We start from the raw sequence: 24339 nt of genomic DNA on the forward strand, positions 1-24339 counted from the left end.
GTTCTCAATCCCGGATATGTTGTCTTCGGTCTGCCATTTGCGCACGCATTATTTGCTGGCCGATAATTTGCAATTGCGCATCCCGCGCTCTGATAAATTTTGCAGCAATTTGGTATTCGCCGTGTGGGTCGAGTTCACAGCGGATAATTTTCGCAAACACTACCACGCCGGCATAGCTCGGTAAAAATGTCATGCGCAAGGCAATGTGGCTATTAATATCAATCGGTTTGGTTGAGCCAAAAGCGATGCCGCCTTCACTCATATTCACCTGGCTGGGCAAGCTGGCCAGCGCCGGTGGCATATGGGAAGACATTAATTGCTGGCTGACCAGATCAATTTTTCGATTGATGTTGTGCAAATATTCGCCAAGCGTGCGGTTGTCATTCTTCAATTGAAATAACAGCGCGGCATTCTCGCTATCAATTTTCTTCAGCTCGGCATAGAGCGCCAGCGAGGCGGCATTCACATACAGATGCTCCGGCTCTTCCTGCAATGCGGTGGCTTCATCAACCTGCCGATACTCGAGTGCGATATTCTCGTTGATACGAAAAAAGCTGCGACGTTCTGACATGATTCCGACCCTTTCGATGGATAGCGCAACAATAGCACAAGTCCCATTTTGCGGTAATTGTTGTATCGAATAAGCGGCTATGCTTGTGCTGGATCAGACGTTGGGTTTAAATGCTGCCATGTTGAAAAATATCCCTTTGTATATCGGGTTACGCTACACCCGCGCCCGCCGGCGTAACCAGTTTATCTCTTTTATCAGCGCGTTTTCGCTGATAGGCATGGCGCTGGGCGTTATGTCGCTGATCGTCGTACTGTCGGTAATGAACGGCTTTGATCGGGAGATGAAACAGCGCATTCTCAGTGTTGTTCCGCACGGCTTTATTGACCAGCAACCCTACCTTGAAGATTGGAACGCAACCTCCCTTCGCATTGCTGAGCACCCGGAGGTCATCGCGTCTGCCCCTTATCTCAGCCGCTTTGCCATGGTCACTTACGAGCGCGGCGTCGAGAGCATTCAACTGCAGGGCATTCTGCCAGAGGCCGAAGGCAAGGTGTCTATTGTTGATCAGCACATGCTGGTTGGCAGTCTGGAGCGTCTTCAGCCAGGTGAGTTCGGCATTATTATGGGCAGCTTGCTGGCCCGCAGCCTGGGGCTGGCGCCCGGTGACAAAGTTACTCTGACATTGCCGGATATCAGTATCACCATGGCGGGCGTTTACCCTCGCACCAAGCGCTTCACGCTGGTCGGCGTATTTGAAGTGGGCGCCGAGGTAGACCAGACGCTGGCGATGATTCATCTGGATGATGCCCGGCGCCTGTTCAGAGCCTCCGGGCCGCAGGGTCTGCATGTTAAAGTCAATGATATTTACCGTGCCGGCCCGGTGATGTCCGAATTGGCCAATCAATTGGGTGGTGACTTTTCCGTAAAGGACTGGAGTCAAACCCAGGGCAGCCTGTTTCAAGCCGTCAAGATGGAGAAAATTGTTATCGCGACCTTGCTCAGCATTATCATTGCTGTGGCTGCGTTTAATATTGTATCCAGCCTGGTGCTGATGGTGGCCGACAAGCGGTCTGACATTGCGGTGTTGCGCACCCTGGGTTTAACGTCTCGCCAGGTGATGGCGATATTCGTGGTGCAGGGCAGTGCCGTCGGGTTTATCGGTACCTTGATTGGCGCGGTGTTGGGTTGTGTGCTGGCACTGACTCTGAATTCGGTCATCGCTTCAATACAAGCCATTACCGGCGTGCAAATTTTTGATCCCAACGTATTTTTTATCAGTTATTTACCATCGGTATTATTGGTTGATGATGTGCTGCGTATCTGTTTGACAGCGCTCGTTCTGAGTGTGCTGGCAACCTTGTACCCGGCCTGGCGTGCAGCGCAAATTGAGCCTGCTGAAGCCCTCCGTTATGAATAACTGCCAGAGGTTTTCATGAGTGAACAACATGTGGTGCTGCACTGCGACGCGGTAACCAAGGGTTACCGTCAGGGCGCCTTGAATGTCAATGTGCTTAAAAATATCAATTTTTCTGTGGTCGCCGGTGAGCGGGTGGCCATTGTGGGGGCCTCGGGCTCCGGTAAATCGACGCTATTAAATATTCTCGGTGGTCTGGATACGCCTGATCACGGCCAGGTGGCCGTTGCCGGCCAACAGCTGTCGGCACTGAATGCGGATGCGCGCGGCCGTTTGCGCAATCGCAGCCTGGGTTTTGTTTACCAGTTTCATCACCTGTTGCCGGAATTTACCGCGCTGGAAAATGTGGCCATGCCGTTGTTGATTGGCCGGCTGGATCGCAATGAAGCCAACGCGCGCGCCGCGGCAATGCTGGAGCGGGTAGGGCTGGCACACCGTGTTGAGCACAAACCTTCGGAGCTGTCGGGTGGCGAGCGTCAGCGGGTAGCGATTGCCCGTGCATTGGTTACTCAACCCGCGTGCGTATTAATGGATGAGCCTACCGGCAATCTCGATAGCCATTCGGGTGAGGGTATTCATCAGTTAATGCTGGAGTTGAACCACACACTGTCCACCAGTTTTGTGGTGGTAACCCACGATCAACGCCTCGCCGCGCGCATGGATCGCACCCTGACCTTGATTGACGGCGAATTATTTACCGACGTTCCGGCCAGTGTGTTCAGTCATGCGCAAGCGGGCAGGGTTTCGTCTTGATTAACCGGCTGACATTTTTTATCGGTGCGCGTTACGGCATCTCCCGCCGTCATAGTCGGCTGGTTTCTTTTATTTCCACGCTCTCTACGGTCGGGTTGGTTATCGGTGTGGCACTGCTGATTGTGGTGCTGTCGATCATGAATGGTTTCGACCGCGAATTGCGTGAACGTATTCTGGGCATCATGCCGCAGGCAACGCTCTATCACAGCGCCGGCAGCATTGCCGATACCGGCCCTTTAATTGATCTGGCGATGCGTCAGCCTCATGTGCTGGGCGCCTCGCCATTTGTTCAGGTGCAAGGGCTGGTTTCCTGGCAGCGCCGCGCTGAACCAGTCAACCTTTTCGGTATTGAACCGGCGCTGGAGTTGCAATATTCAGCACTGAAAAATTACTTGCCCGCGCGTGTGTTTGACGAGTTGTCCAACAACCCGCAAGCGCTGGTATTGGGAAAAGGCATTGCGGATAAATTGCAGGTAGCGGTTGGCCAAACAATCAGCCTGGTTATTCCGGCCAGTGGTCGTGATGGTCAAACGGCACCGCGTATTCGTGCGCTCGATGTTATCGCCATCCTCGACAGCGGTACCGGTATTGATCAGTACCTGGCATTAATGGGGCTATCGGCAGCATCCTCATTAACCCCCTTTCCGGGCGAGGCTACCGGGATTCGCTTGCAGCTTGATGATTTATTTGCGGCACCGGAAGTGATGCGGCTGATGGTTAACGAATTGCCTTCCGGCTATTACGGTTCCAACTGGACGCGCACCCAGGGTAATTTATACGAAGCCATTCATATGTCGAAGCGGCTGGTAGAGTTGCTGTTATTTTTGATTATCGCCATCGCAGCGTTCAATCTGGTTTCCACATTAATTATGGTGGTGGTCGACAAGCAGGGCGATATTGCCATCCTCCGCACGCTGGGTGCATCTACCTCCGACATCGTTGGCATTTTTATGGTGCAGGGTGGTTTGATCGGTTTGATCGGAACCTCTGCCGGTATTGTTCTCGGCGTCGGCCTATCGCTGGTGGTGACTGATCTGGCGCAGGGCATCGAACGCATTACCGGCATACAATTTCTTCATTCGGATGTGTATCCCATCAGTTATTTGCCATCCGACTTGCAGTGGGGCGATGTCATTTATATTGGCGGCACCGCTCTGGCCATCAGTGTGATCGCCAGCCTTTACCCCGCCTGGCGTGCCAGCCGGGTGCAACCGGCAGAAGCCTTGCGTTACGAATAGCCTGACATTCTACACCGCTGCCAGGGAGGGCAGATGTCATGTTACCTGCATTACTGCTCGCCGTTTCCTTTGGCATAATTGCCATCAGTTTATTGCCGGTGTTACCACACTGGCTATTCATCTTTGTGCCGCTTGTTCTGCTGCCGGTTTATCTGCGTTTTACGTCCCGTCCTCTTTTATTTTTCATCGCCTTGTCTGCTGGTATGTCGTGGGGAATCGGCTACGGCCATCATTTGCTTGATAATGTATTGGACGAGCAATGGGTAGGGCAGGAGTTGTTGTTACAGGGAAAAATAGTCGATCTTCCGGTAATAGATGAACAGCGGCAGGGGTTTGTAATAGCGGTTTCCCACCTTGAAAGCCTTGATGGTGTTTTGCCAGCGGCGGCACTGCCCAAAAAAATTCGCCTGAGCTGGTTTAATTACACCCACGAGGTTCAATCGGGCGAGCATTGGCAGTTCCTCGTGAAATTAAAAAAGCCGGGAGGCTTTGTTAATCCGGGTGGTTTTGATTATCAGGGTTGGTTGATGCGGCGAGATGTGGGCGCGATCGGAAGCATTGGGCAACACCATCGTATTAATAAAAAATTGCAAAACGCGGCGCTTTATGACGTCGACCACTGGCGCTTTCAAATACGCCAATGGATGTTGGCAACCACCGATAGCCCATGGCGAGGTATCGCGCTGGCGCTGATAATTGGTGATCGCTCGTTAATCCCCGCCGAACATTGGCAACTCTTGCAGCGCACCGGTACCAATCATTTAATTGCCATCTCCGGCATGCATGTCAGCTTTGTGGCGGTGCTCGCTTTTTTCATCGGCATGACGCTGGGGCGATTGCGTTTATTATTCAATGAGCGGGCATCGCCCTTATGGCTGGCATGCAGTTGTTCTGTAGCAGCAGCGGTGCTTTACAGTTTATTGGCCGGACTCAGTTTGCCCACCCGGCGAGCCATTGTTATGGTGCTGGTGGCACAACTGGTGGTCTTGTGTCAGCGCAGTTTTCGCAGTCGCGATGCCTTGTTGCTGGCGTGGGTGCTGGTATTACTGGTAGACCCGCTGGCGGCTTACGACCCGGGTTTATGGTTGTCTTTTGGTGCTGTGGCCACCTTGCTGGCAAGTTTTTCGGGTTACGCGTTTTTGAAAGAAAAACACTATCCCGGAAAAAGTCTGGTGCGTGCACAAACGGTTATTTTTGCCGGTTTGTTTGTACCACTGGCGCTATTAATTCACTCCGTCTCACTGGTTGCTCCCATCGCCAACCTGCTGGCCATCCCGTTGGTAACGCTGTGGGTGGTTCCCTGTTTGCTGCTCGCCTTGCCTCTGGAAATACTCTCGCCTACGCTGGCCGGGATGCTGGTGTCGCTCGGGTTGTACGGTATTCAGTTGTTATTGCAGTGGGATGCGTTACTGCTGACGCTGGCCGGCGATAAGGTGAACCCGGTGATCGCCTTGAATGGTTTGCAGGTGATACTGGCATTGCTGGCTTGCGCCTTGTGTTTGTTGCCGAAAGGTTTGCTCGGTCGTTGGTTGGCGGCACCTTTATTGTTGTTGGTAATCTGGCTGCCTTATGAACGCCGGTCGCCGTTGCAGCTGACTTTTCTGGATGTCGGGCAAGGGCTGGCGGTGGTTATCAAAACACCGTCGCAAACATTGCTTTACGACACAGGCCCGCGTTTTAGCGAAAAATTTGATGCGGGCAGTGCCATTGTTGTTCCTTATTTGCACCGCACGGGTACCCGGGTTCTTGACACATTAATTGTCAGTCATAATGACAACGACCACGCCGGTGGTCTGGACGGTGTGCTGAATGGCTTGCAGGTCAACCGTGTTTTGTGGGGCGATATGACGGCCATACCGGACACCTTGCTTGATGTTTCCGGCAATTGCCACGAAGAGGCATCCTGGCAGGCAGACGGTGTTGAATTTTCCTTTGTCGGTATTCCCGCTCACCTTGCCAGTACGTCGAATAATCACTCCTGCATTTTTCAAATAAGCTACGGCGAACATCGTTTCCTGTTGCCCGGCGATGCCGAGCAGGCTGTTGAGCGCTGGCTGGTTACACAACCGGCACTGACCAAACCGGTAACCTTGTTGGCAGCTGGCCACCATGGCAGCCGCACCTCTTCTACCGAAACCTTTGTAAGCGTACTCGCCCCCGAGGTTGTGGTATTCAGCGCAGGTTACCAAAGCCGGTTTGGCCATCCCCATGCCGAGGTGGTGAGGCGTTTCGAGGCACAAGGCAGCGCTATGTTCAACACCGCCTACGGTGGTGCCGTGATGGTGCGCTCCACCGGAGCCGGCCCGCTGACCATAACCGGGCAGCGGCAGATCAGTCGGCGTTACTGGCATGACAACCGGGAGCAATGACTTGCCGCGCTGCGCAAATGTGGGAATCGGGCGACAAAAAGGCGTGCTGCAACATGGTTTTCGCCGACGCTTGTGATAATGTACGCAGCGCTATTTGCAGCCGCCAGACGAGCGGAAAAATAAAAGGAGCCGTTACGTGTTTGAAATTATTGTCGCCGGTGGCTGGATGATGCTACCCATCATTCTTTGTTCAGTCGCGGTAATCGCCATTACGGTAGAGCGTTACTGGACCTTGAATCCGGCAAAAATTGCACCTCGCAACTTACTGGCACAAGTATGGAGCTGGATTAAAAACAACCAGATTGATGCAGCACGCCTGCGCGAGCTGAAGCAATCGTCCCCGCTGGGACAAATTCTGGCGGCCGGCTTGAGCAACTCCCGCCATGGCCGCGAAGTGATGAAAGACAGTATTCAGGAAGCTGCCAATCAGGTTATTCACCAATTGGAAAAGTACGTTGGTTTGCTCGGCACTATTGCCGCCATTGCGCCACTGCTCGGCCTGCTCGGCACCGTTTTTGGCATGATCAAGGTGTTCAGCGCAATTATGCTGGAAGGTGGTAGCGGCAACACCGCGGCGCTTGCCGGTGGTATTTCCGAAGCGCTGATTACTACCGCAGCCGGGCTGGGTGTGGCGATTCCTGCCATGATTTTCCATCGCTTCTTTCTGCGCCGTATCGACTCTATCGTAGTTACGATGGAAGAAGAGTCGATCAAACTGGTTGATGCGCTGCACAGCGATCGCCGTGTCGATGTAAAACTGGTGTAATTGCGAAAGGAGTAGCTGCCGTGCAATTTCGCAGACAGCGTCGGGAAGATGACATGATCAACCTGACACCATTAATTGATGTTGTATTTTTGTTGCTGATTTTTTTTATGGTGTCGACCACCTTCACCAAAAATACCCACCTCACCATTGATCTGCCGGAAGCCGTTGGCAACCCGTCAACCGAAACCGGTAATCGGCTGGATGTGGTAATTGGCGCGGATGGCGGTTACCAGGTGAATGGTCAGGGCCTGATTAACAACCAGGCTGAAACCCTGAAAACAGCGCTGTTGCAATTATCAGACGGTGATACGCAAACGCCGTTAACCATTACCGCCGATGCCCGCACACCGCACCAGGCGGTTGTAACGGCAATGGATGTGGCAGGGCAGGCCGGGTTTGTCCGGTTGAGTATCACCACCCGTGAACCGCAAGCCGAATCGCCCTGAGTTATTATCATGAGCGAACAACACATTGACTGACAATCGCGAAACCCGTTGGCTGGATGCCTGGTATGGCAAGGCGCGCTGGACGCTCTGGTTATTACCTTTGGCGTTGCTGTACCGGCTGGTGAGCTGTTTGCGGGCTTTCTGGCTAAAGCGTTTTGCGCAGAAAAAAATACCGCTGCCGGTGATTGTGGTGGGCAATATTACCGTTGGCGGCACCGGAAAAACGCCGTTGCTAATCGCCCTCGTAAGCCATTTGCAAGCACGCGGCTTCAAGCCCGGTGTGGTCAGCCGTGGTTATGGTGGTCGTTCCGCACATTACCCGCTACTGCTGAATGAGCAGACCCGGGCAGAAGAAAGTGGTGACGAGCCGCTGACCATTTTTCAACGCACCGGTTGCCCGGTGTGTGTGGGTTCTGACCGGGTTGCCAGCGCCCATACGTTGATGGCTTCCGGGTGCGATATTCTCCTCAGTGATGACGGCTTGCAACATTACCGCCTGGGGCGTGATATCGAGATTGTTGTTGTCGATGGCATTCGCGGTTTCGGCAATGGTTTTTCGCTACCGTCAGGCCCTTTGCGAGAGCCCGTTTCGCGACTTGCTTCGGTGGATTTGATCGTACTTAACAGCGCCCGGGAAATGCCATTGATTCCTTACGCCGTTCATTCGATGAGCATGCAACCCGTTGCATTGCAGCCGTTGCTGGCTGGCAAAGCCAAAGAATTTTTTCCGGACGGTGAACGTGTTCATGCGGTTGCCGGTATTGGTAATCCGGAACGTTTTTTTTCGACACTGCGCCAATTGCAGTGGAAACCGGTCACGCATGTTTTTCCCGATCATCACAATTATGGGGTTGGCGATTTTCAGTTTGCCGAAAAACTGCCCATTGTGATGACCGAAAAAGACGCGGTGAAGTGCCGCGCTTTTGCAAAAGATGACTGGTTTTTTCTGCAGGTAGAAGCAGCATTACCCAACGATTTTTTTACCGCATTTGATCAACTCGTTGATCGCAGTTTACTTTCACATTTTTCCAAAACGGATATCCAATGAGCTTTTACGTTGTCATTCCCGCCCGTTATGCCTCTACCCGTTTGCCTGCCAAGCCGCTGCGTGATATCGCTGGCAAACCGATGATTCAGCATGTTTACGAACGCGCCTGCGAAAGTGAGGCAAAAGAAGTCATTATCGCCACCGACGATGAGCGCATTGCCGACCTGGCTCGCAGCTTTGGTGCGCGTGTCAGCATGACTTCAAAAGATCACCCGTCGGGCACGGACCGTTTGCAGGAAGTTGCCTCGCAGCTCGGCCTTGCTCATGATGATATCGTGGTGAATGTTCAGGGCGACGAGCCGCTGATTCCTGCGGCGGTTATCAATCAGGTAGCGGCCAATCTGGCCTCGGCAGCGCACGCCAGTGTTGCTACGCTCAGTGAGCCTATTCATGCCCGTAGCGATTTTGAAAACCCCAACATTGTAAAAGTGGTGGCGGACAAAAACGGTCGTGCTTTGTATTTCAGTCGCGCCGCCATTCCCTGGCCGCGCGAGCATTTTGCCGGTGAGGATAAAACAAGCTTGCCGGATAATTTTGTGTTCCAACGGCACATTGGTATCTACGCTTACCGCGTTTCTTTATTGAATGAATTCGTTCATTGGAGCGTTGCGCCTATTGAGCGCGTGGAATTGCTGGAGCAATTACGCGTGATGTGGAATGGCCATATGATTCACGTTGATCAGGCTTGTGTTGATGTACCCGGCGGGGTAGATACCGAGGCAGATCTGGCACGGGTAAAAGCCATTCTGGAAACCGCATCATGACTGTCAGTGTACTGTTTGTGTGTCTTGGCAATATTTGCCGCTCACCCACCGCCGAAGGTGTTTTCCGCAAAAAGGTGGAAGATGCCGGCTTGTCGCATCTGATTCATATTGACTCTGCCGGTACCGCTGACTGGCACCGGGGCAAAGCGCCGGATGCCAGAACCATTCGTGCCGCGGCGGCGCGCTCCTTCGATTTATCGGCGTTGCGAGCGCGTCAGGTAATCGCTGCGGATCTGGATCAATTTGATTATGTACTGGCAATGGATGAAGCCAACCTTGCCGATATCCATCTGCTGGGCGTTGCCGCTTTTTCTGCAAAAACCGGTTTGTTTTTAAGTTTCTCCCGCCAGCAAACGCATACCGAAGTGCCAGACCCTTACTACGGCGGTGAAGATGGCTTTTCGCTGGTACTCGACTTGATTGATGATGCCGCAGAAGGACTGTTGGAGCATATTCGCCAGCATCACCTGAACCCGCCAAAGCAGGCCCGTTTGTGACAAACCTGTTTTCCCGTAATGTCGATTTGCAACCGCATAACACCTTGGCGATTACCGCCCGGGCCGAATGGTTTGTTGCCATTACCGACGAGCGCCAGTTGCCAGACGTGCTGGCCGCCGCCCGTCAGCAACAGCTTGCATTAACCGTGATCGGCGGCGGCAGCAATATTGTGCTGCGGGGCGATGTGCCCGGCCTGGTTGTGCATATCGCCAATAAAGGTTTTAGTGTAGTTGGCGAAGATGAGCAAACTGTCTGCGTAACTGTTGCCGCCGGTGAGGTATGGGATGACTGGGTAAGGCAATCGCTGCAACTGGGCTACTACGGTCTGGAAAATCTCTCTCTCATACCGGGCACGGTAGGGGCCTCGCCGGTGCAGAATATCGGCGCCTATGGTGTTGAGATTGGCGAGCTTATCGAGCAAGTGCAGGGTATTGATGCCGTATCGGGTGAGCCGATTACGCTTGCCGCTGCCGATTGTGCTTTTGCCTATCGTGACAGCGTTTTCAAACATGGCCTGGCGGGCAAGATTATTATTACCGCGGTTACCTTCCGGCTTTTCAGGAAGCCTCGCACCAATCTGGTCTATCCGGCATTGCAAGAGGTGTTATCTCCCACGGATGTTGAAATTGACCCGCACCGGATTCGTGAAGCGGTTTGCAACCTGCGCCGCGCCAAACTGCCAGACCCGGCGGTCATCCCCAATGCCGGCAGCTTTTTTAAAAACCCGGTGATCAGCCTGGTTCAGGCGGAGCAACTGCAATCCCGCCACCCTGATATGCCCGCTTACCCGGTGGATGCAACTTGCGTTAAGGTGCCGGCTGCCTGGCTGATTGATCAGGCAGGATGGAAGGGCAGGGTAAAAGGCCCGGTTGCGGTGCATCATTCGCAGGCGCTGGTGTTAACCAATCCCGGGCGCGGCAGTGGTAATGAACTGCTGGCCTTGGCGCAGGAAATTGCTGACAACGTTAAAGATTGTTACGGTATTTGCCTCGAAATGGAGCCGGTGATTATTCCGTTTCAATTAGATTGAACTAAAATGTGATTGAATTCCGAGCCTCGCCATTACCCGGTTGAAATGTCGGAATTGCTGTTGCATGATGCGTCGCACGCACGAATCAGGAGGGATTTGATCCTATGCTGAAAATCCGCTTTAAAAATAATAAGTACAATGCGGTATGGTTGGTCGAACCCCGGGTAACGATTGGCAGTTCCAGACGTAACGATTTGGTTATCAACGATACCAACGTGGCTGATGAGCACCTTGAGGTTCTCGTTAACCATGAGCAGCTGACACTTAAAAATCTTGCCGTTTCCCGCCCGGTTCATGTTAACAATGAGCCCGTGCACAGCTTTTGTGAATTGAAACCCCATGACATTATTTTGATTGGCAGTACCGAGTTACAAGTCGTCGACCCCAAACGGGAAGTGCTGGACACTCCGGTAGAGCCTATGCGGGTGGCTCGCAATCGGCCATTAGCCGCTACCGGCTGGTCATTAAAATCCTTGCATCCGGCGTTGAATAACCGGGTGTACTCACTGAAAGAAAGTAACCTGCTGGGGCGTTCCAGCGAGTGCGATATTACGCTGGCGGCCGCACATCTTTCCCGTCGTCACGCACGTCTGGACGTTGTTGATGGTGTGCTTTATGTGAAGGACCTGGGTTCTGCCAACGGCACATTTATTAATGGCAAGCCTGTACGCGAAGCGCGCGTGCGGCGCGGCGATGAACTGAAGTTCGACACAGTGGCCTTTGGCGTAATAGGCCCACCCGATGAGTTTGCCAAAACCTCGGTTCGTCGGGCGGCTTTCCCGGCCGATTCCGCTGCCGATAATGCCACCAAAAACCATCCGATCCTCACCAATGCACCTGAGAATCAGCAAACCAATCCGCTCATCAAAAAGCACAAAGGGCCCTACAGCATGGCCATCCTGATTGTGCTGGCTGCTGTTATCGTGCTTTCGCTTTATTTGCGGACGGCATAAACTCCTTTCAACCAACGATTATTCTGTCTACAAAACCGAAGGAAAAAGAAGTGACGGTGTTGACCTTATACAGCACGCTCGGGTGCCATCTTTGTGAAAATGCCAAACAGGTGTTATGGCCAGTGTTGAGCGAGGCGGGTTTGCAATTGCAGGAAGTAGACATTGCGGACGATGATCATTTGCAAGAACAATATGCGATTCGTATTCCAGTGATTCGCCTGCAAAATGCCACTGAAGATGTGGGCTGGCCATTTGATGGTGACGATGTACGCCGCTATCTTGAGCGTCAAAAATAATTTTCTCCCGCACTAAAAATTATTCCCAATAAAAAAGCCCCATGAAATAAAAATCTCATGGGGCTTTTTTGCGTGTTGGAAATTAAAGGGCGCTATCAATTTCCTGACGCGTTACCAGGGGTTGTTTTTGCCCGGTGCGGTAGGCATAAATCACAGAGAACGACAGCACATTTTGCACATAGCCACGGGTTTCCTGGAAGGGAATCGTTTCAATCCAGACATCGTAAGGTAATTTGGCGGCGTCCTTACTCAGCCATTGTCGCACTCGCGATGGCCCGGCGTTGTAGGCGGCGGCGGCGAGAATCCGGTTACCATTAAATTGCTGCAACAACTGGTTGAGGTAACGGCTACCCAGCGCAATATTTTTTTCCGGTTTTAACAAATCCTGGGGGGTAAAAGGAATGCCGGAGCGTTGCGCAGTTTGTTTGGCTGTGGCGGGCATTAACTGCATTAAACCGGTAGCGCCAACCGGTGAACGCGCGTCAACCGCAAAAGAGCTTTCCTGGCGAGCAATGGCGTAAAGCAACAGCGGATTGATAGAGGTGGCAGAAGCCGCCTGATTGACTTGTTCCTGATAGGCAATCGGGAAGCGCACCTGCAAATCGTCCCAGTGCTGTGCTTCAATCATTGCCTGAATGCCGTGGCGGTGCCAGCCCCAGACATTGGCAATGCGTCCGGCGGCTACCATCTCTTCCTGGGTCATGCGTCTGAGGGTGTGGTACCACTCGCGGTTGGCTGACAGCATATCGCCAACGACATAAAATTCCCGCGCCCGCTGCACACCGGGTGATTGTTCAACGCGATCCATAATCGCTTGCGATACCACCATGGGGCGGTCAACCAGGCCGTATTCAAAGCCGAGTTTATCGGCGGAGAGAAAGCCGTAAAAGGTGCGTGTGGTGGCAACGCTGGCATAAATATCTGCCGGGGTTTTACCGTTGATTTCACGAATTTTCAGTTCTTCCATCAAACGGGCTTGCCAGTAACTCCAGCGCTCGGTGGCACGACTTTCTTCTGGCAGGCGCGCCAGCCACTCGTAGGCTTTTTCCCAATCCTGTTTGCGCAAGGCGTCGCGAATCAGCCATTCCGCGAGGTCTGCACGCGTGACTGAAGAAATGCTGCTGAGTAATTTCTCCGCTTCTTCCGGATACTTTTGACGCATCAGGCGCGATGCGAGGTAGTACTGGGTTTCCAGGCGCTCATCATCGGTAAAGAGCTGCTGGGCATCGTAACCGACCCATAAATCCAGAGCGGTTTTGGCATCCTGACGAGCGAGCTTTTGCAAACCGTAAAGGAGTATTTCCCGCATTCTCGGTGTTTGCGCGGTGAAACGATTTTTTTGCAGTAACAGGCGCGGATTTTCATCAACATCCTGCAGCAGTTTTGCCAGTGGTTGATGTTGAGGATTCAATTGCCGTACTAAAAAAGTGGCCAGCGACCGGTTACCTGCCGTCAGCGCTTTCAAATGACGCACTTCGATCAGGCGCTGGGTTTGCATACCGGCAGCGTTCCATTGGGCAAATACCGGGTCGCAGGCGTCATGTTGCGATTTGCCAATCGTCCATAAATCACCCACTTCATTCAAGGCGGTTTTGTCGCCGGTTTGCATGCGTGCGTTGAGCGCGTTGCAAGCCAGTTCCGCGTCGCTGTTGAAGCGGGTAGAGTAGTAATCGTTGTATTCCTGCCAGCGTTTGTGCTGCGCCAGGGTTTTTAGCCAGGCGCGGGTGAGGCGATCTGCCAGTAATGAGTCCGGGTATTTCACCAGAAACGCGGTCACATCTTTACCGGGGAAGCTGCTTAACCGGCGCGCAATTTCATCATATTCAAGGTAAGGCAACAGCGGATATTGCTGCAATTTGGGCAGCAATTGGCGATAGGTAGAAAGCTGTTTCTGATCCAGCGCTTTGCGAGCGGCGGCATAATCCTTACGCTGTTGCAAACGCGCTTCCGATATTTTTACTTCAGCGGCTTGCGCAGGTGCTGGCAAGGTAAGCAGCGGAGCGCTGGCACTTCCGATGAAGGCCGCGATGCAGAGTGCTTTTAATGCAGGCGTGAATAATTTTCGCATATGAGAACCTCGAATATCTCATGACCTGTGGTCGTGCGTGTGGTTCAGTTTGCCACTGGCACCGCGCTCGAACCAGGCTTTTATAGTAGGAGGGTGGTGCCAAACAGGGTATGATCCCTCGCTCCCGATTGCAGGGCTTTATTTGAGCATATCAGGGTCTTTAATGGCTCGCCAGCTGTGTTCATCCTCCGGTTTCTTTTATACAGTTTTCTTCTATGTCGTTGATAAAAATTGAAAAAGCGTTTCTGAGCTACGGTTTGCAAGTATTGCTCGATAACGTTGAGCTTACTATTGAGAAAGGCCAGCGCCTTTGTTTGATCGGCCGTAACGGAGCCGGAAAATCCAGCCTGTTAAAAGTCATTGCCGGGGATGTAGACCTCGATAAAGGCGATGTGATCCGGCAATCGGGGATTCGTGTGGCGCGCCTTGAGCAGGATCTTCCCGAAGCGGATGACCAGCGCGTGTTTGACGTGGTGGCCAGCGGCTTTGGCGGCACCGGCGCGCTGCTTTCCGAGTACCAGATTCTGGCTTACGAAACCACCTTTGATGAAGCAGTGGGTGAGCGCATGGGCCATTTGCAGCAGCAAATTGAAGCTGCTGATGGCTGGCTGTTGCAGCAGCGAGTGGAAGAGATTCTTACCCGCCTTGAATTGCCTGCGCAAAAATACATGCGTGAATTGTCCGGCGGTTGGCGCCGTCGTGTGGCATTGGCGAAAGCGCTGGTGTTGAACCCGGATGTACTGCTGCTGGATGAGCCGACCAACCATTTGGATATCGCCGCCATTGATTGGCTGGAGAAACAACTACTGAATTTCAACGGCGCGCTGGTGTTTATCACCCACGACCGGGCGTTATTGCAGTCATTGGCAACTCATATTGCCGAGCTGGACCGGGGCAACCTGCGTTACTGGGCCGGTGATTACGCCGGCTACCTGACTTACCGTGAACAGGTGTTGGCCGACGAGGCACGCCACAACGCGCTTTTTGATAAAAAACTGGCGCAGGAAGAAGTCTGGATTCGTCAGGGCATCAAGGCACGCCGCACCCGCAATGAAGGCCGGGTACGGGCATTGAAAGCGCTGCGCGAAGTGCGCAATGAGCGTCGCGAGCAAACCGGTAAAGCCGGTTTCTCCCTCGCTACCGGCGATGCATCGGGCAAGCTGGTTGCCGAAATGGATATGATTTCGTGGCATTGGGGCGACAAAGTCATTGTCAGCGATTTTTCCACCCGCATCATGCGCGGCGATCGGATCGGCCTGGTAGGCGCCAACGGGGCCGGAAAAAGTACTTTCCTGAAATTGTTGTTGGGCGAGCTGTCACCGCAGTCCGGCACTGTTCGTCTGGGTACCAACCTCTCCGTGGCCTATTTTGACCAGCTGCGTGACCAGCTGGATCTGGACAAAAACGCGGTTGATAATATTTCAGAAGGCCGTGATTTCATCGAGATCAACGGTAACTCCAAACATATTTTTTCTTACCTGAGCGACTTTCTTTTTACGGGCGAACGGGCGCGTACGCCTCTGCGCGCCTTGTCGGGTGGCGAGCGCAACCGGGTGTTGCTGGCGAAACTGTTCAGCAAACCGGCCAATCTGCTGGTGCTCGATGAACCTACCAATGATCTGGATGTGGAAACCCTTGAGCTGCTGGAAGACATTCTCACCGAATATCAGGGAACCGTATTGCTGGTAAGTCACGACCGGGCATTCCTGAACAACATCGTCAGCAGTGTTATTGCCTTTGAAGGTCGCGGTAACGTGCTGGAGTATGTGGGCGGCTACGATGACTGGATTCGCCAGGGCGGCAAGTGGACCGAGAGCGATGAAGTTGTACCTGTGGTGGAACCGGTTAAAGCGGTTGTTGCGAGCCCGGCCACAGAAGCCGCACGCCCTGCGGCGAAAAACCGCAAGCTGAGCTACAAGTTACAAAAGGAGTTTGATGAGTTGCCAGCGCTGATCGAGACGCTTGAGCAGCAGGTAGAAAGCCAGCAAAAAATGGTATCGGCAGACGGTTTTTATCAGCAGACATCGGCTGAAGTCGAGAAAGCGCTGCAGGCATTGTCCAGCGCGCAAGAGAAGCTGGACAATGCCTTTGAACGCTGGGCAGAGCTGGAGTCGTTGCAGGTCGAATAATTATTCGGCCGCTTCGGTTTCACTTACCCGCACTGCCAGCACATCACAAATGGCACCATGCAGTACGCTGTTTGAGGTTGAGCCCAGCAATAGCGCGAAACCTTTGCGGCCATGGCTGCCGACGATAATCAGGTCGGCCTCCTGCTGTTTGGCCAGATAGTGAAGTTCGGTAGCGGGCTGCCCCACCAGCACGTGCTCCTGTTGAATGGGGTAGGCCAATTGAGCGGCCAGTCGTTGCAGTTCGTGTTCTGCCTTGAGCTGCAGCTGCTCCTGTACTTCTGATAAGTCCACTGGCATATCACCACCATAAGCAAAGGTGATGGGTTCAATAACGTGAGCTATGCTCAGCTGAGCCTGGCAGGCTTTGGCCAGCGCCACGGCTTTATCGAGCACCTGAGGTGCCTCATCCGAAAGATCCAGGCCGACAATAATGTGCTTGTACAGGAAGGGGGTCGCAGTCATGGCTATGCCTTTTTTTATCCAATTGTAATCAGGGGTCGCGACGAAACGTCAACAGCTACAGGATACTAGCGCTATTTTTTCCAACTGACCAGAGAGAGATAATATGGATTCCGGTATGTGGTTAATCCTGTTGATAGTCGGCGTTATTGCCATGATTTTCGGGCCAATTATGATGTTGCAGCCCAACTCCAGTCAGCGTCGGCAGGAAAAGCTCAGAAGTCACGCACTCACCACCGGCTTTCGGGTGGCAATGCGCCCCTTGTCCAAGGCAGTAAAGGGGTTGGAAGTGGGCACCATGATACCGGTGTACACCTTTTTGCAGCAGCGGGATGCAGAGAAGTTTGGCGGCTGGTTTTTGCAGCGTTCGGATTACGCCCATGAAAGCCATTTGCTCGACTACTGGGAGTGGCAGGATAGAATCAAAGCCGGTGCTGAAGATCTGCAGTGGCTTACCCGGATATTACCGGAGGTTCCCGGCTCGGTTGTGGCCATAGCCGCCAGCGCTCAAGGTATTCATTGGTACTGGATGGAGTCGGGCGGTGAAGATACTCTGGCCAAATTAAAAGCCCTGTCGCAGGGCTTACCAAGCTGAATAATTCTATAGTTAACTTTAATTTTGGGTTTTATCTTTTTGAATTTAAAGGCTTAATTTAAAATTATCAGTCCGCCTCAAAATACTCTCCAATCAGGTCGGCGCCCGGGCGTTCAGTATTGCCTGCCAGTAGCTCACTCATATCCCGAATCATCCGCATGCGTTTGCTGTTGGGGTGGGTAGATTCCATCAGTTTATTTTGTGCGGTTTGATAGTAAGCAAAGTTTCCCGGCAGGTTGCCTCGTAACTTGGCTTTATATCCTTGAGCCACCAACGATTGAACGTCAATCATCAGGTCGGCCCAACTTAATTCGGTCAGGTAAATACGCAGCTCCACCTCCGGCAGCTTGCCGATGCTGCAGCGCTTTTTTAGCGTCTGTGCTGCTTCATTTAAATAGTATTGGCTGCGGGCAATCTCCACATCGTTAGCTTTGCGGTAACTGAATTCACTGTTGCTGCTCATCTCGGCCAGGTGTTCTGACTTTTGCGTCGCATTATCCAGCGAAGCTTGCACACCGGCACTGTTGTCGCCGGCCAGCGGCAACATCTCTTCCAGCCGTTCAATCAGTTCGTCGTTAATGCTACGAATGATCGCCGGGTTGGGGATGGTTTGTTCCATTCCATTAACAATTTCATCGAGATTGTCCGCCTCGTGGCGCAACCGGCGCAGCTTGAGTCGGTTTTTTCGCTTGCGTTTCTGTATGGTATTGATGGTGTTGACCGTCACCAGGGCAATTATCAACAACAACAGCGGTATCAGGATCATCCACATAAAAAATATTCAGACACAAGTTGATGGCAGCATTGAAAGTAAAGTCTTAAATGAATATATTTTTCTTAAAAATATAAAAATCAATAGCTTAATATAATCTATTAATGTTATTTATTAAAAATGAAGTGGCACTTGAATTCGCCTTACGGGCATTATGCGCCATCAACATTCGCTTGACCCTGAGAGATTGACATCATATATATGCGCACCTTTGCTGTTGTCAGCGCCTATATTGTCAAGCATTACGAACGCGGATCAACTATTTTTCATGCGTAAGCTGTTTCAGGCGCAAGCTGATATTGCCGGATAGTACGCCCTTTTGGACCTGGTTTTGGGAAGCATTGCGCTCCTGGCCTGGCCACACCGACCAATTGTTTTGGGACATAGAACACTCATGGGTAAATCGCTAGTTATTGTGGAGTCGCCAGCCAAGGCGAAAACCATCAACAAGTATCTGGGCAACGATTTCATCGTGAAATCGAGTATTGGCCATATTCGTGATTTACCGACCAGCGGTGGCGCCAAGACCGTGGATGCCAAAGAGCGCGCCAAACAGGCTGCCGCTACCCGTAAATTATCCGCCGAACAAAAAGCTGTTTATCAGGCAGAAAAAAGTAAAAAACAGTTGATCAACCGCATGGGGATCGACCCTGAAAACAACTGGCAGGCACACTACGAAATTCTTCCCGGCAAAGAGAAGGTCGTTGAGGAGCTGCGTAAATTGGCGGAAACCGCCGACACCATCTATCTCGCAACCGATTTGGATCGCGAAGGGGAAGCCATTGCCTGGCATTTGCGCGAGGCCATCGGTGGCGACGAAAACCGCTACCGCCGGGTGGTGTTTAACGAGATTACCAAAAGCGCCATCCAGAACGCTTTTAAAGAGCCGGGCCGGGTTGATCAGAACCGTGTAGACGCACAACAAGCGCGACGCTTTCTGGATCGGGTCGTGGGCTATATGGTTTCGCCCTTGCTCTGGGAAAAGGTCGCCCGCGGATTGTCGGCTGGCCGGGTACAGTCAGTTGCTGTAAGGCTGGTGGTGGATCGCGAGCGCGAAATTCGCGCCTTTGTGCCGGAAGAGTATTGGACCGTACACGCCAACCTTGCTGCTAACAAAAAAGAGCAGGTACTGTTTGAAGTTAAAAAGCAGGGTGACGAAGCCTTCAAGCCGTTGAATGAAACCCAGGCGATGGCCTCGGTGGCTATTCTCAACAAGGCGGCCTACGAAGTTATCAGCCGCGAAGACAAGCCCACTCAGTCCAAACCGTCTGCACCTTTTATTACCTCAACGCTGCAACAGGCGGCGAGCACCCGCCTCGGGTTTGGCGTGAAGAAAACCATGATGATGGCGCAGCGCTTGTACGAAGCGGGCTACATAACCTACATGCGTACCGACTCGACCAATCTGAGCCAGGAAGCGGTCGAATCCTGTCGCGAATTTATCGTCAGCCAATACGGCGACCGCTATTTGCCGGCCAAACCGGTGGTTTACTCCAGCAAAGAGGGCGCCCAGGAGGCGCACGAAGCGATTCGTCCTTCCAGTGTTACGGTAAAACCGGAAAACCTCAGTGGTATGGAACGTGATGCTGAACGTCTTTACTCGCTCATCTGGCAACAATTTCTTGCCTGCCAGATGACGCCGGCGGAATACACCAGCACCTCCATCGTGGTGAAGGCGGCCGACTTTGAGCTGAGAACCCGTGGTCGGGTTATTCGTTTTGACGGCTTCACCCGGGTACTGCCGCAAGTTGCCAAAAAAGATGAAGACGTGGTGTTACCGGATATCAAGCCAGGCCAGGTATTATCCTTGCTCGAAGTAAAACCCGCGCAACATTTTACCAAGCCGCCAGCGCGTTACAGCGAAGCGACTCTGGTAAAAGAGCTGGAAAAGCGTGCCATCGGCCGCCCGTCAACTTATGCCTCGATCATCTCCACGATTCAGGAACGGGGTTATGTGCGGGTTGAGAATCGCCGTTTTTACGCAGAAAAAATGGGTGATATTGTTACCGAACGCCTCTCGGAAAGTTTCGAAGATCTGATGGATTACAGCTTTACCGCCAACATGGAAGAATCGCTGGATAAAGTCGCGCAGGGCAGTCGCGACTGGCGCGGCCTGTTAAATGAATTTTATGCCGGTTTCAGTGCCCGCTTGAAGCAAGCTCAAGGCAATGATCACGGCATGCGTGACAACGACCCGACCGATACGGACATTCCGTGCAGTCTTTGTGGTCGTCACATGCAAATCCGAACCGGCAGCACCGGGGTTTTCCTCGGTTGCTCCGGCTACGCGCTGCCACCGAAAGAGCGCTGCAAGCACACCATGAATCTGGTGTCCGGTGACGAAGTGATTGATGCCGATGCCGATGATGAAGCGGAATCACGACTGCTGCGCAACAAGCATCGCTGTAAAATTTGTAATACAGCCATGGATAGTTATTTGCTGGATGAGCACCGCAAGTTGCACATCTGCGGCAACAACCCTGACTGCTCCGGCTATGAAATAGAGCAGGGCACTTTCAAGCTGAAAGGCTACGAAGGGCCGGTGCTTGAATGCGACAAGTGCGGCAGTGAGATGCAACTGAAAACCGGCCGCTTTGGCAAGTATTTCGGTTGTACCAACAGCGAATGTAAAAACACCCGCAAACTGTTGCGTAGCGGCGAAGCAGCACCACCGAAGGTTGATCCTATCGCGATGCCGGATTTACGCTGTCAGAAAGTGGATGACTATTACGTACTGCGTGATGGCGCTTCCGGTTTGTTCCTTGCTGCCAGCCAGTTCCCGAAAAATCGCGAAACCCGGGCGCCACTGGTCGCAGAGCTTCTGCCTTACAAGGAAAAAATTGATCCCAAATACCATTTCCTGCTCTCGGCACCCGCTGCTGATCCCAATGGTCTGCCCACGGTGATTCGCTTCAGCCGTAAAACCAAAGAGCAATATGTGCAGTCCGAGGTAGAAGGTAAGGCGACCGGCTGGAAGGCGTTTTACCAAAAAGGAAAGTGGGTAACGTCCGAAAAATAGCCGCCCTGGTAATAAAAAAACAGCCTTCGCCTCACCGGCAAGGCTGTTTTTTTATGGCAAAAGTCAATCTGCGGTAGCCATCTCCCGGTTTGCCGCTTCACAACGTTTACAATGGCTCCCGGCCATTTCTATGGGGGTTAGCATGTCTGCTACCAGTCAGTCGCTGGTGAATCAAAAGTTGGCATTTGCGCGTTTTTTGCTGGCGCAATACGCACAGATACCCGCTTCTACAGAGGCGCGCTTGCAAAAAGGCGCGGTGCTGGAGGGCGCCTTGATGCACCTCGCTTGTGCTTACCGGCACTATCTTCATGAGCTGGCCGGGAATGCGCGCCTTAAGCAGGTCAACCGGTTTGCTACGGAAGATGCTGTGCTTGAGGCGTTGGCAGAGGAAGGGCGCTTTGATGCCAGTGTTGATGCGCTGCGTGAGCTCCGGGCAGCCGATGGCAGCTGGCTGAAAGCCATGTTATTAGCGCAAGAATCACTCTGGTTGGCACCGGCGCCCGTTGCCATTAAAAAAGCCTTTCAGGAGTCGGAGGGTATCTCTCTGATTGCTGTGGCTGAAGTGCAGGACGATCCGCTGCAGAGCCTGTACCAGCAAGTTTCCAGCTGGTCAAAAGCCCTGGAAACGCTGGTAAATGATTACCGGCAAACGTTTTTTGAGTGTTAGATATGCAGGATTGGTTGAACCGCTGGTTTGACTATGGCACAATCAGCACCCTTCGCTAACCCGAACCCCCAATAAATGATTTTTTGTTGTTTAAAATCAAAGGGTTGTATGTTTTAGTTGCGAATTTTCCTGTCGGGAAAGAATTGCGGTCGTGGTGGAATTGGTAGACACACCAGGTTTAGGTTCTGGCGCCGCGAGGTGTGAGAGTTCGAGTCTCTCCGACCGCACCATATTTGAGAAGAGAATAAGTTGAGGCTGTCCCGATCGTGCGATCAACGATAAGACCGACTTATTCTGAAACGAGTTGCTGATCCCGGCTCAATTACCCATACGAGAGATCGTCCGTTATTTCACGAGGAACATATGCAGGTTTCAATCGAAACGACTTCTGGACTGGAACGCCGCCTCACAGTAGGTGTCCCCGCTGAGCAGGTAGAAAACGAAGTAGAGAAGCGTCTGAAGCAAGCAGCTCAGAATGTACGTATCAACGGTTTCCGTAAAGGCAAAGTGCCAATGAACGTTGTTAAACAACGTTACGGTCAGGGCGTTCGTCAGGAAGTGGTTGGTGATGTTATCAGCCGTTCTTTTTACGAAGCCGTACAAAAAGAAAATGTAAAACCTGCCGGTCAGCCGAGCATCGAAGCCAAGCAATTGGCCGCCGGTAAAGATCTGGAATACGTTGCTACTTTTGAAGTTTACCCGACTGTGGCACTGGGTGAATTCAACGGTTATGAAATTACTCGCGTTAAAGCTGAAGTAACCGAAGCTGACATCGACAACATGGTGGAAGTGCTGCGCAAGCATCAGGCGACCTGGAAAGTTGTTGATCGTGCCGCTGCTCTGGAAGATCAGGTGAACATCAACTTCACCGGCACCAAAGACGGCGTTGAATTTGCTGGCGGTAAAGCGGAAAACCAGAATCTGGTGCTGGGCTCCAAAACCATGATTCCCGGTTTTGAAGACGGTATCGTTGGTCTGAAAGCTGGCGAAGAAAAAGTTATTCAGGTTACTTTCCCGGAAGACTACCAGGCTGAAGAGCTGAAAGGCGCTGCCGTAGAATTTACCATCAAGGTGAATACCGTTTCCGAGATTGAACTGCCAGAATTGAAGAAAGAATTCTTCATCAAATTTGGTGTTGAAAAAGGTGGTGAGAAGCAATTCCGTAAGGAAGTGAAATCCAATATGGATCGCGAGCTTGCCAATGCCATTAAAAACAAAACCAAAACCCAGGTCATGAATGCACTGTTGGCATCTCACTCTCCTGAGTTGCCGAAAGCTTTGGTTGCCAGTGAGATTGATGTATTGCGCAATCAAATGCTGCAACGTTTTGGTGGTCAGCAACAAAATTTTGACGTGAAAAGCATTCTTCCGGACAGCATGTTCTCCGAAGAAGCAGAGCGCCGTGTAGCCCTTGGCCTGATCGTTGGTGAAGTGGTAAAAAGCAGCAAGCTGAAGCCGGATGCAAAACTGGTTAAAGGCATGATTGAAGAAATCGCTTCTACCTACCAGGATCCGCAAGAAGTTGTTGATTACTACGCCAGCAACCGCGAATTGACTGCTGGTATCGAATCAGCCGTGCTGGAAGATCAGGTGGTTGAATACATTTTGAGTCAGGCAAAAGTAACGGATGAAGAGTCCAGTTACGATGACGTAATCAAAGCCAATACCCAGCAAGCCCAGTAATCGTTGTTCAAAAAAGCCGCAATTGAGAATTTGCGGCTTTTTTCCCTCCGCCAAATCATTCCCGATACTGGCATATAATCGCTTCACAGGTTAAGCTCGACACTGTCTCCTGAAATATTCCAGACTTCCTGGAGCACTCTTTCCCTGCACAAGGATATAAACAGTACGATGTTTTACGATCATTTAAAATCAGCATCTGCAACGGTTGAAAATGCACTGGTCCCTATGGTGGTGGAGCAAACCGCGAGGGGTGAACGGTCTTACGATATCTATTCGCGCCTGCTTAAAGAGCGCATCATCTTTCTGGTTGGCCCGGTAGAAGACTACATGGCTAATCTGGTAGTTGCCCAATTACTGTTTCTTGAAGCTGAAAATCCGGACAAGGACATTCATCTTTATATTAATTCGCCTGGCGGTTCAGTAACTGCCGGCCTGTCAATTTATGACACCATGCAGTTCATCAAGCCCGATGTCAGCACCATGTGCATTGGTCAGGCTTGCAGCATGGGCGCATTCCTGTTGACGGCAGGCGCCAAAGGCAAGCGCCTTTGTTTGCCGAATTCCCGCGTCATGATTCACCAGCCCAGTGGCGGTGCGCAGGGCCAGGCATCTGATATCCACATTCAGGCGCAGGAAATTTTGAAAATTCGCTCGCGATTGAATGAACTCATGGCCTTCCATACCGGTCAACCGGTTGAGAAAATTGAAATTGACACCGAGAGGGACAATTTCATGTCGGCGCATCAGGCGAAGGACTATGGTCTGGTTGATTTTGTTAAAGAAAATCGTGGTATCGCCGCCAAATAGACCTTATATTTCAATGCAATGAATTGTGTCGTGGCCGACACAGAGCGAAAGTTG

General features: G+C 52.2%; 22 protein-coding genes and 1 tRNA gene. 19 read left to right on the forward strand and 4 right to left on the reverse strand.

Going from position 1 to position 24339, the window contains the following annotated elements:
* Positions 1 to 4: 4 nt before the first annotated feature.
* Positions 5 to 571 (reverse strand): PilZ domain-containing protein, encoded by a 567-nt coding sequence (locus C4F51_RS09475; RefSeq protein ID WP_193909299.1) that lies wholly within the window; start codon positions 569 to 571, stop codon positions 5 to 7.
* 79 nt (positions 572 to 650) lie between these two features.
* On the opposite strand from C4F51_RS09475, the gene C4F51_RS09480 reads away from it, so the two are divergent.
* From C4F51_RS09480 to C4F51_RS09535, 12 genes are all read left to right on the forward strand, one after another.
* Entirely contained in the window at positions 651 to 1928 is a 1278-nt protein-coding gene (locus C4F51_RS09480) for a lipoprotein-releasing ABC transporter permease subunit (RefSeq protein ID WP_235992313.1), read from the forward strand.
* A 15-nt stretch (positions 1929 to 1943) separates the two neighbouring features.
* Positions 1944 to 2678, forward strand: coding sequence for a lipoprotein-releasing ABC transporter ATP-binding protein LolD (gene lolD / locus C4F51_RS09485; protein ID WP_193909300.1), 735 nt, complete (start codon positions 1944 to 1946; stop codon positions 2676 to 2678).
* On the forward strand, positions 2675 to 3916 hold the full coding sequence (locus C4F51_RS09490) for a lipoprotein-releasing ABC transporter permease subunit (protein WP_193909302.1): 1242 nt from the start codon (positions 2675 to 2677) through the stop codon (positions 3914 to 3916). Before lolD ends, C4F51_RS09490 begins: the two co-directional genes overlap by 4 nt.
* Positions 3917 to 3954: 38 nt before the next feature.
* Positions 3955 to 6285, forward strand: coding sequence for a DNA internalization-related competence protein ComEC/Rec2 (locus C4F51_RS09495; RefSeq protein ID WP_193909304.1), 2331 nt, complete (start codon positions 3955 to 3957; stop codon positions 6283 to 6285).
* A gap of 136 nt (positions 6286 to 6421) precedes the next feature.
* Positions 6422 to 7051, forward strand: a complete 630-nt coding sequence (locus C4F51_RS09500) for a MotA/TolQ/ExbB proton channel family protein (protein ID WP_193909306.1) — start codon at positions 6422 to 6424, stop codon at positions 7049 to 7051.
* 20 nt (positions 7052 to 7071) lie between these two features.
* Positions 7072 to 7497, forward strand: coding sequence for an ExbD/TolR family protein (locus C4F51_RS09505; protein ID WP_193909308.1), 426 nt, complete (start codon positions 7072 to 7074; stop codon positions 7495 to 7497).
* A gap of 25 nt (positions 7498 to 7522) precedes the next feature.
* Positions 7523 to 8545: a tetraacyldisaccharide 4'-kinase gene (lpxK, locus tag C4F51_RS09510; RefSeq protein ID WP_202987661.1), complete on the forward strand. Its 1023-nt coding sequence runs from the start codon at positions 7523 to 7525 to the stop codon at positions 8543 to 8545.
* Positions 8542 to 9309, forward strand: coding sequence for a 3-deoxy-manno-octulosonate cytidylyltransferase (gene kdsB, locus C4F51_RS09515; RefSeq protein WP_193909309.1), 768 nt, complete (start codon positions 8542 to 8544; stop codon positions 9307 to 9309). Before lpxK ends, kdsB begins: the two co-directional genes overlap by 4 nt.
* On the forward strand, positions 9306 to 9806 hold the full coding sequence (locus C4F51_RS09520) for a low molecular weight protein-tyrosine-phosphatase (protein WP_193909311.1): 501 nt from the start codon (positions 9306 to 9308) through the stop codon (positions 9804 to 9806). The genes kdsB and C4F51_RS09520 overlap by 4 nt, the downstream gene beginning before the upstream one ends.
* Positions 9803 to 10837: a UDP-N-acetylmuramate dehydrogenase gene (murB, locus tag C4F51_RS09525; protein ID WP_328701335.1), complete on the forward strand. Its 1035-nt coding sequence runs from the start codon at positions 9803 to 9805 to the stop codon at positions 10835 to 10837. Before C4F51_RS09520 ends, murB begins: the two co-directional genes overlap by 4 nt.
* 104 nt (positions 10838 to 10941) lie before the next feature.
* Positions 10942 to 11790, forward strand: coding sequence for an FHA domain-containing protein (locus C4F51_RS09530; protein ID WP_193909312.1), 849 nt, complete (start codon positions 10942 to 10944; stop codon positions 11788 to 11790).
* 50 nt (positions 11791 to 11840) lie between these two features.
* On the forward strand, positions 11841 to 12086 hold the full coding sequence (locus C4F51_RS09535; RefSeq protein ID WP_193909314.1) for a glutaredoxin family protein: 246 nt from the start codon (positions 11841 to 11843) through the stop codon (positions 12084 to 12086).
* 82 nt (positions 12087 to 12168) lie between these two features.
* Here C4F51_RS09535 and C4F51_RS09540 read toward each other — a convergent pair whose 3' ends face one another.
* Positions 12169 to 14154, reverse strand: coding sequence for a transglycosylase SLT domain-containing protein (locus C4F51_RS09540; protein WP_193909315.1), 1986 nt, complete (start codon positions 14152 to 14154; stop codon positions 12169 to 12171).
* 215 nt (positions 14155 to 14369) lie between these two features.
* Between C4F51_RS09540 and C4F51_RS09545 the strand changes: the two genes are divergently transcribed.
* On the forward strand, positions 14370 to 16283 hold the full coding sequence (locus C4F51_RS09545) for an ATP-binding cassette domain-containing protein (protein WP_193909317.1): 1914 nt from the start codon (positions 14370 to 14372) through the stop codon (positions 16281 to 16283).
* On the opposite strand, the gene C4F51_RS09550 is transcribed toward C4F51_RS09545, so the two are convergent.
* Entirely contained in the window at positions 16284 to 16745 is a 462-nt protein-coding gene (locus tag C4F51_RS09550) for a universal stress protein (protein WP_193909318.1), read from the reverse strand.
* A gap of 115 nt (positions 16746 to 16860) precedes the next feature.
* Between C4F51_RS09550 and C4F51_RS09555 the strand changes: the two genes are divergently transcribed.
* The gene (locus tag C4F51_RS09555; protein WP_193909320.1) at positions 16861 to 17337 is read left to right on the forward strand and encodes a hypothetical protein; all 477 of its coding nucleotides are present in this window, start codon (positions 16861 to 16863) and stop codon (positions 17335 to 17337) included.
* 67 nt (positions 17338 to 17404) lie between these two features.
* Here the strand turns inward: C4F51_RS09555 and C4F51_RS09560 are convergent, their stop codons facing one another.
* Positions 17405 to 18109: a hypothetical protein gene (locus tag C4F51_RS09560; RefSeq protein WP_193909321.1), complete on the reverse strand. Its 705-nt coding sequence runs from the start codon at positions 18107 to 18109 to the stop codon at positions 17405 to 17407.
* Between the two features lie 394 nt (positions 18110 to 18503).
* On the opposite strand from C4F51_RS09560, the gene topA reads away from it, so the two are divergent.
* The 5 genes from topA to clpP all read left to right on the forward strand — a co-directional run bounded on the left by topA (position 18504) and on the right by clpP (position 24285).
* Positions 18504 to 21128: a type I DNA topoisomerase gene (gene topA / locus C4F51_RS09565; RefSeq protein WP_193909322.1), complete on the forward strand. Its 2625-nt coding sequence runs from the start codon at positions 18504 to 18506 to the stop codon at positions 21126 to 21128.
* Positions 21129 to 21270: 142 nt separating this feature from the next.
* Complete coding sequence (locus C4F51_RS09570) at positions 21271 to 21795, forward strand: DUF6586 family protein (protein WP_193909323.1); 525 nt, start codon at positions 21271 to 21273, stop codon at positions 21793 to 21795.
* A 145-nt stretch (positions 21796 to 21940) separates the two neighbouring features.
* Positions 21941 to 22025: transfer RNA gene (locus tag C4F51_RS09575), tRNA-Leu, on the forward strand.
* 133 nt (positions 22026 to 22158) lie between these two features.
* The gene (gene tig, locus C4F51_RS09580) at positions 22159 to 23478 is read left to right on the forward strand and encodes a trigger factor (protein WP_193909324.1); all 1320 of its coding nucleotides are present in this window, start codon (positions 22159 to 22161) and stop codon (positions 23476 to 23478) included.
* 168 nt (positions 23479 to 23646) lie between these two features.
* Positions 23647 to 24285, forward strand: coding sequence for an ATP-dependent Clp endopeptidase proteolytic subunit ClpP (gene clpP / locus C4F51_RS09585; RefSeq protein ID WP_193909325.1), 639 nt, complete (start codon positions 23647 to 23649; stop codon positions 24283 to 24285).
* Positions 24286 to 24339 lie beyond the last annotated feature (54 nt).

Origin of the sequence: Cellvibrio polysaccharolyticus (assembly GCF_015182315.1) — a bacterium.
GTDB lineage: Bacteria > Pseudomonadota > Gammaproteobacteria > Pseudomonadales > Cellvibrionaceae > Cellvibrio > Cellvibrio polysaccharolyticus.

Bases quoted from the DNA above. Each gene is read 5' to 3' on its own strand.
- C4F51_RS09475 (WP_193909299.1), bottom strand. From the start codon at position 571: ATGTCAGAACGTCGCAGCTTTTTTCGTATCAACGAGAATATCGCACTC.
- C4F51_RS09480 (WP_235992313.1), top strand. From the start codon at position 651: ATGCTTGTGCTGGATCAGACGTTGGGTTTAAATGCTGCCATGTTGAAA.
- lolD (WP_193909300.1), top strand. From the start codon at position 1,944: ATGAGTGAACAACATGTGGTGCTGCACTGCGACGCGGTAACCAAGGGT.
- C4F51_RS09495 (WP_193909304.1), top strand. From the start codon at position 3,955: ATGTTACCTGCATTACTGCTCGCCGTTTCCTTTGGCATAATTGCCATC.
- kdsB (WP_193909309.1), top strand. From the start codon at position 8,542: ATGAGCTTTTACGTTGTCATTCCCGCCCGTTATGCCTCTACCCGTTTG.
- C4F51_RS09520 (WP_193909311.1), top strand. From the start codon at position 9,306: ATGACTGTCAGTGTACTGTTTGTGTGTCTTGGCAATATTTGCCGCTCA.
- C4F51_RS09530 (WP_193909312.1), top strand. From the start codon at position 10,942: ATGCTGAAAATCCGCTTTAAAAATAATAAGTACAATGCGGTATGGTTG.
- C4F51_RS09540 (WP_193909315.1), bottom strand. From the start codon at position 14,154: ATGCGAAAATTATTCACGCCTGCATTAAAAGCACTCTGCATCGCGGCC.
- C4F51_RS09545 (WP_193909317.1), top strand. From the start codon at position 14,370: ATGTCGTTGATAAAAATTGAAAAAGCGTTTCTGAGCTACGGTTTGCAA.
- C4F51_RS09550 (WP_193909318.1), bottom strand. From the start codon at position 16,745: ATGACTGCGACCCCCTTCCTGTACAAGCACATTATTGTCGGCCTGGAT.
- C4F51_RS09555 (WP_193909320.1), top strand. From the start codon at position 16,861: ATGTGGTTAATCCTGTTGATAGTCGGCGTTATTGCCATGATTTTCGGG.
- C4F51_RS09560 (WP_193909321.1), bottom strand. From the start codon at position 18,109: ATGTGGATGATCCTGATACCGCTGTTGTTGTTGATAATTGCCCTGGTG.
- topA (WP_193909322.1), top strand. From the start codon at position 18,504: ATGGGTAAATCGCTAGTTATTGTGGAGTCGCCAGCCAAGGCGAAAACC.
- C4F51_RS09570 (WP_193909323.1), top strand. From the start codon at position 21,271: ATGTCTGCTACCAGTCAGTCGCTGGTGAATCAAAAGTTGGCATTTGCG.
- tig (WP_193909324.1), top strand. From the start codon at position 22,159: ATGCAGGTTTCAATCGAAACGACTTCTGGACTGGAACGCCGCCTCACA.
- clpP (WP_193909325.1), top strand. From the start codon at position 23,647: ATGTTTTACGATCATTTAAAATCAGCATCTGCAACGGTTGAAAATGCA.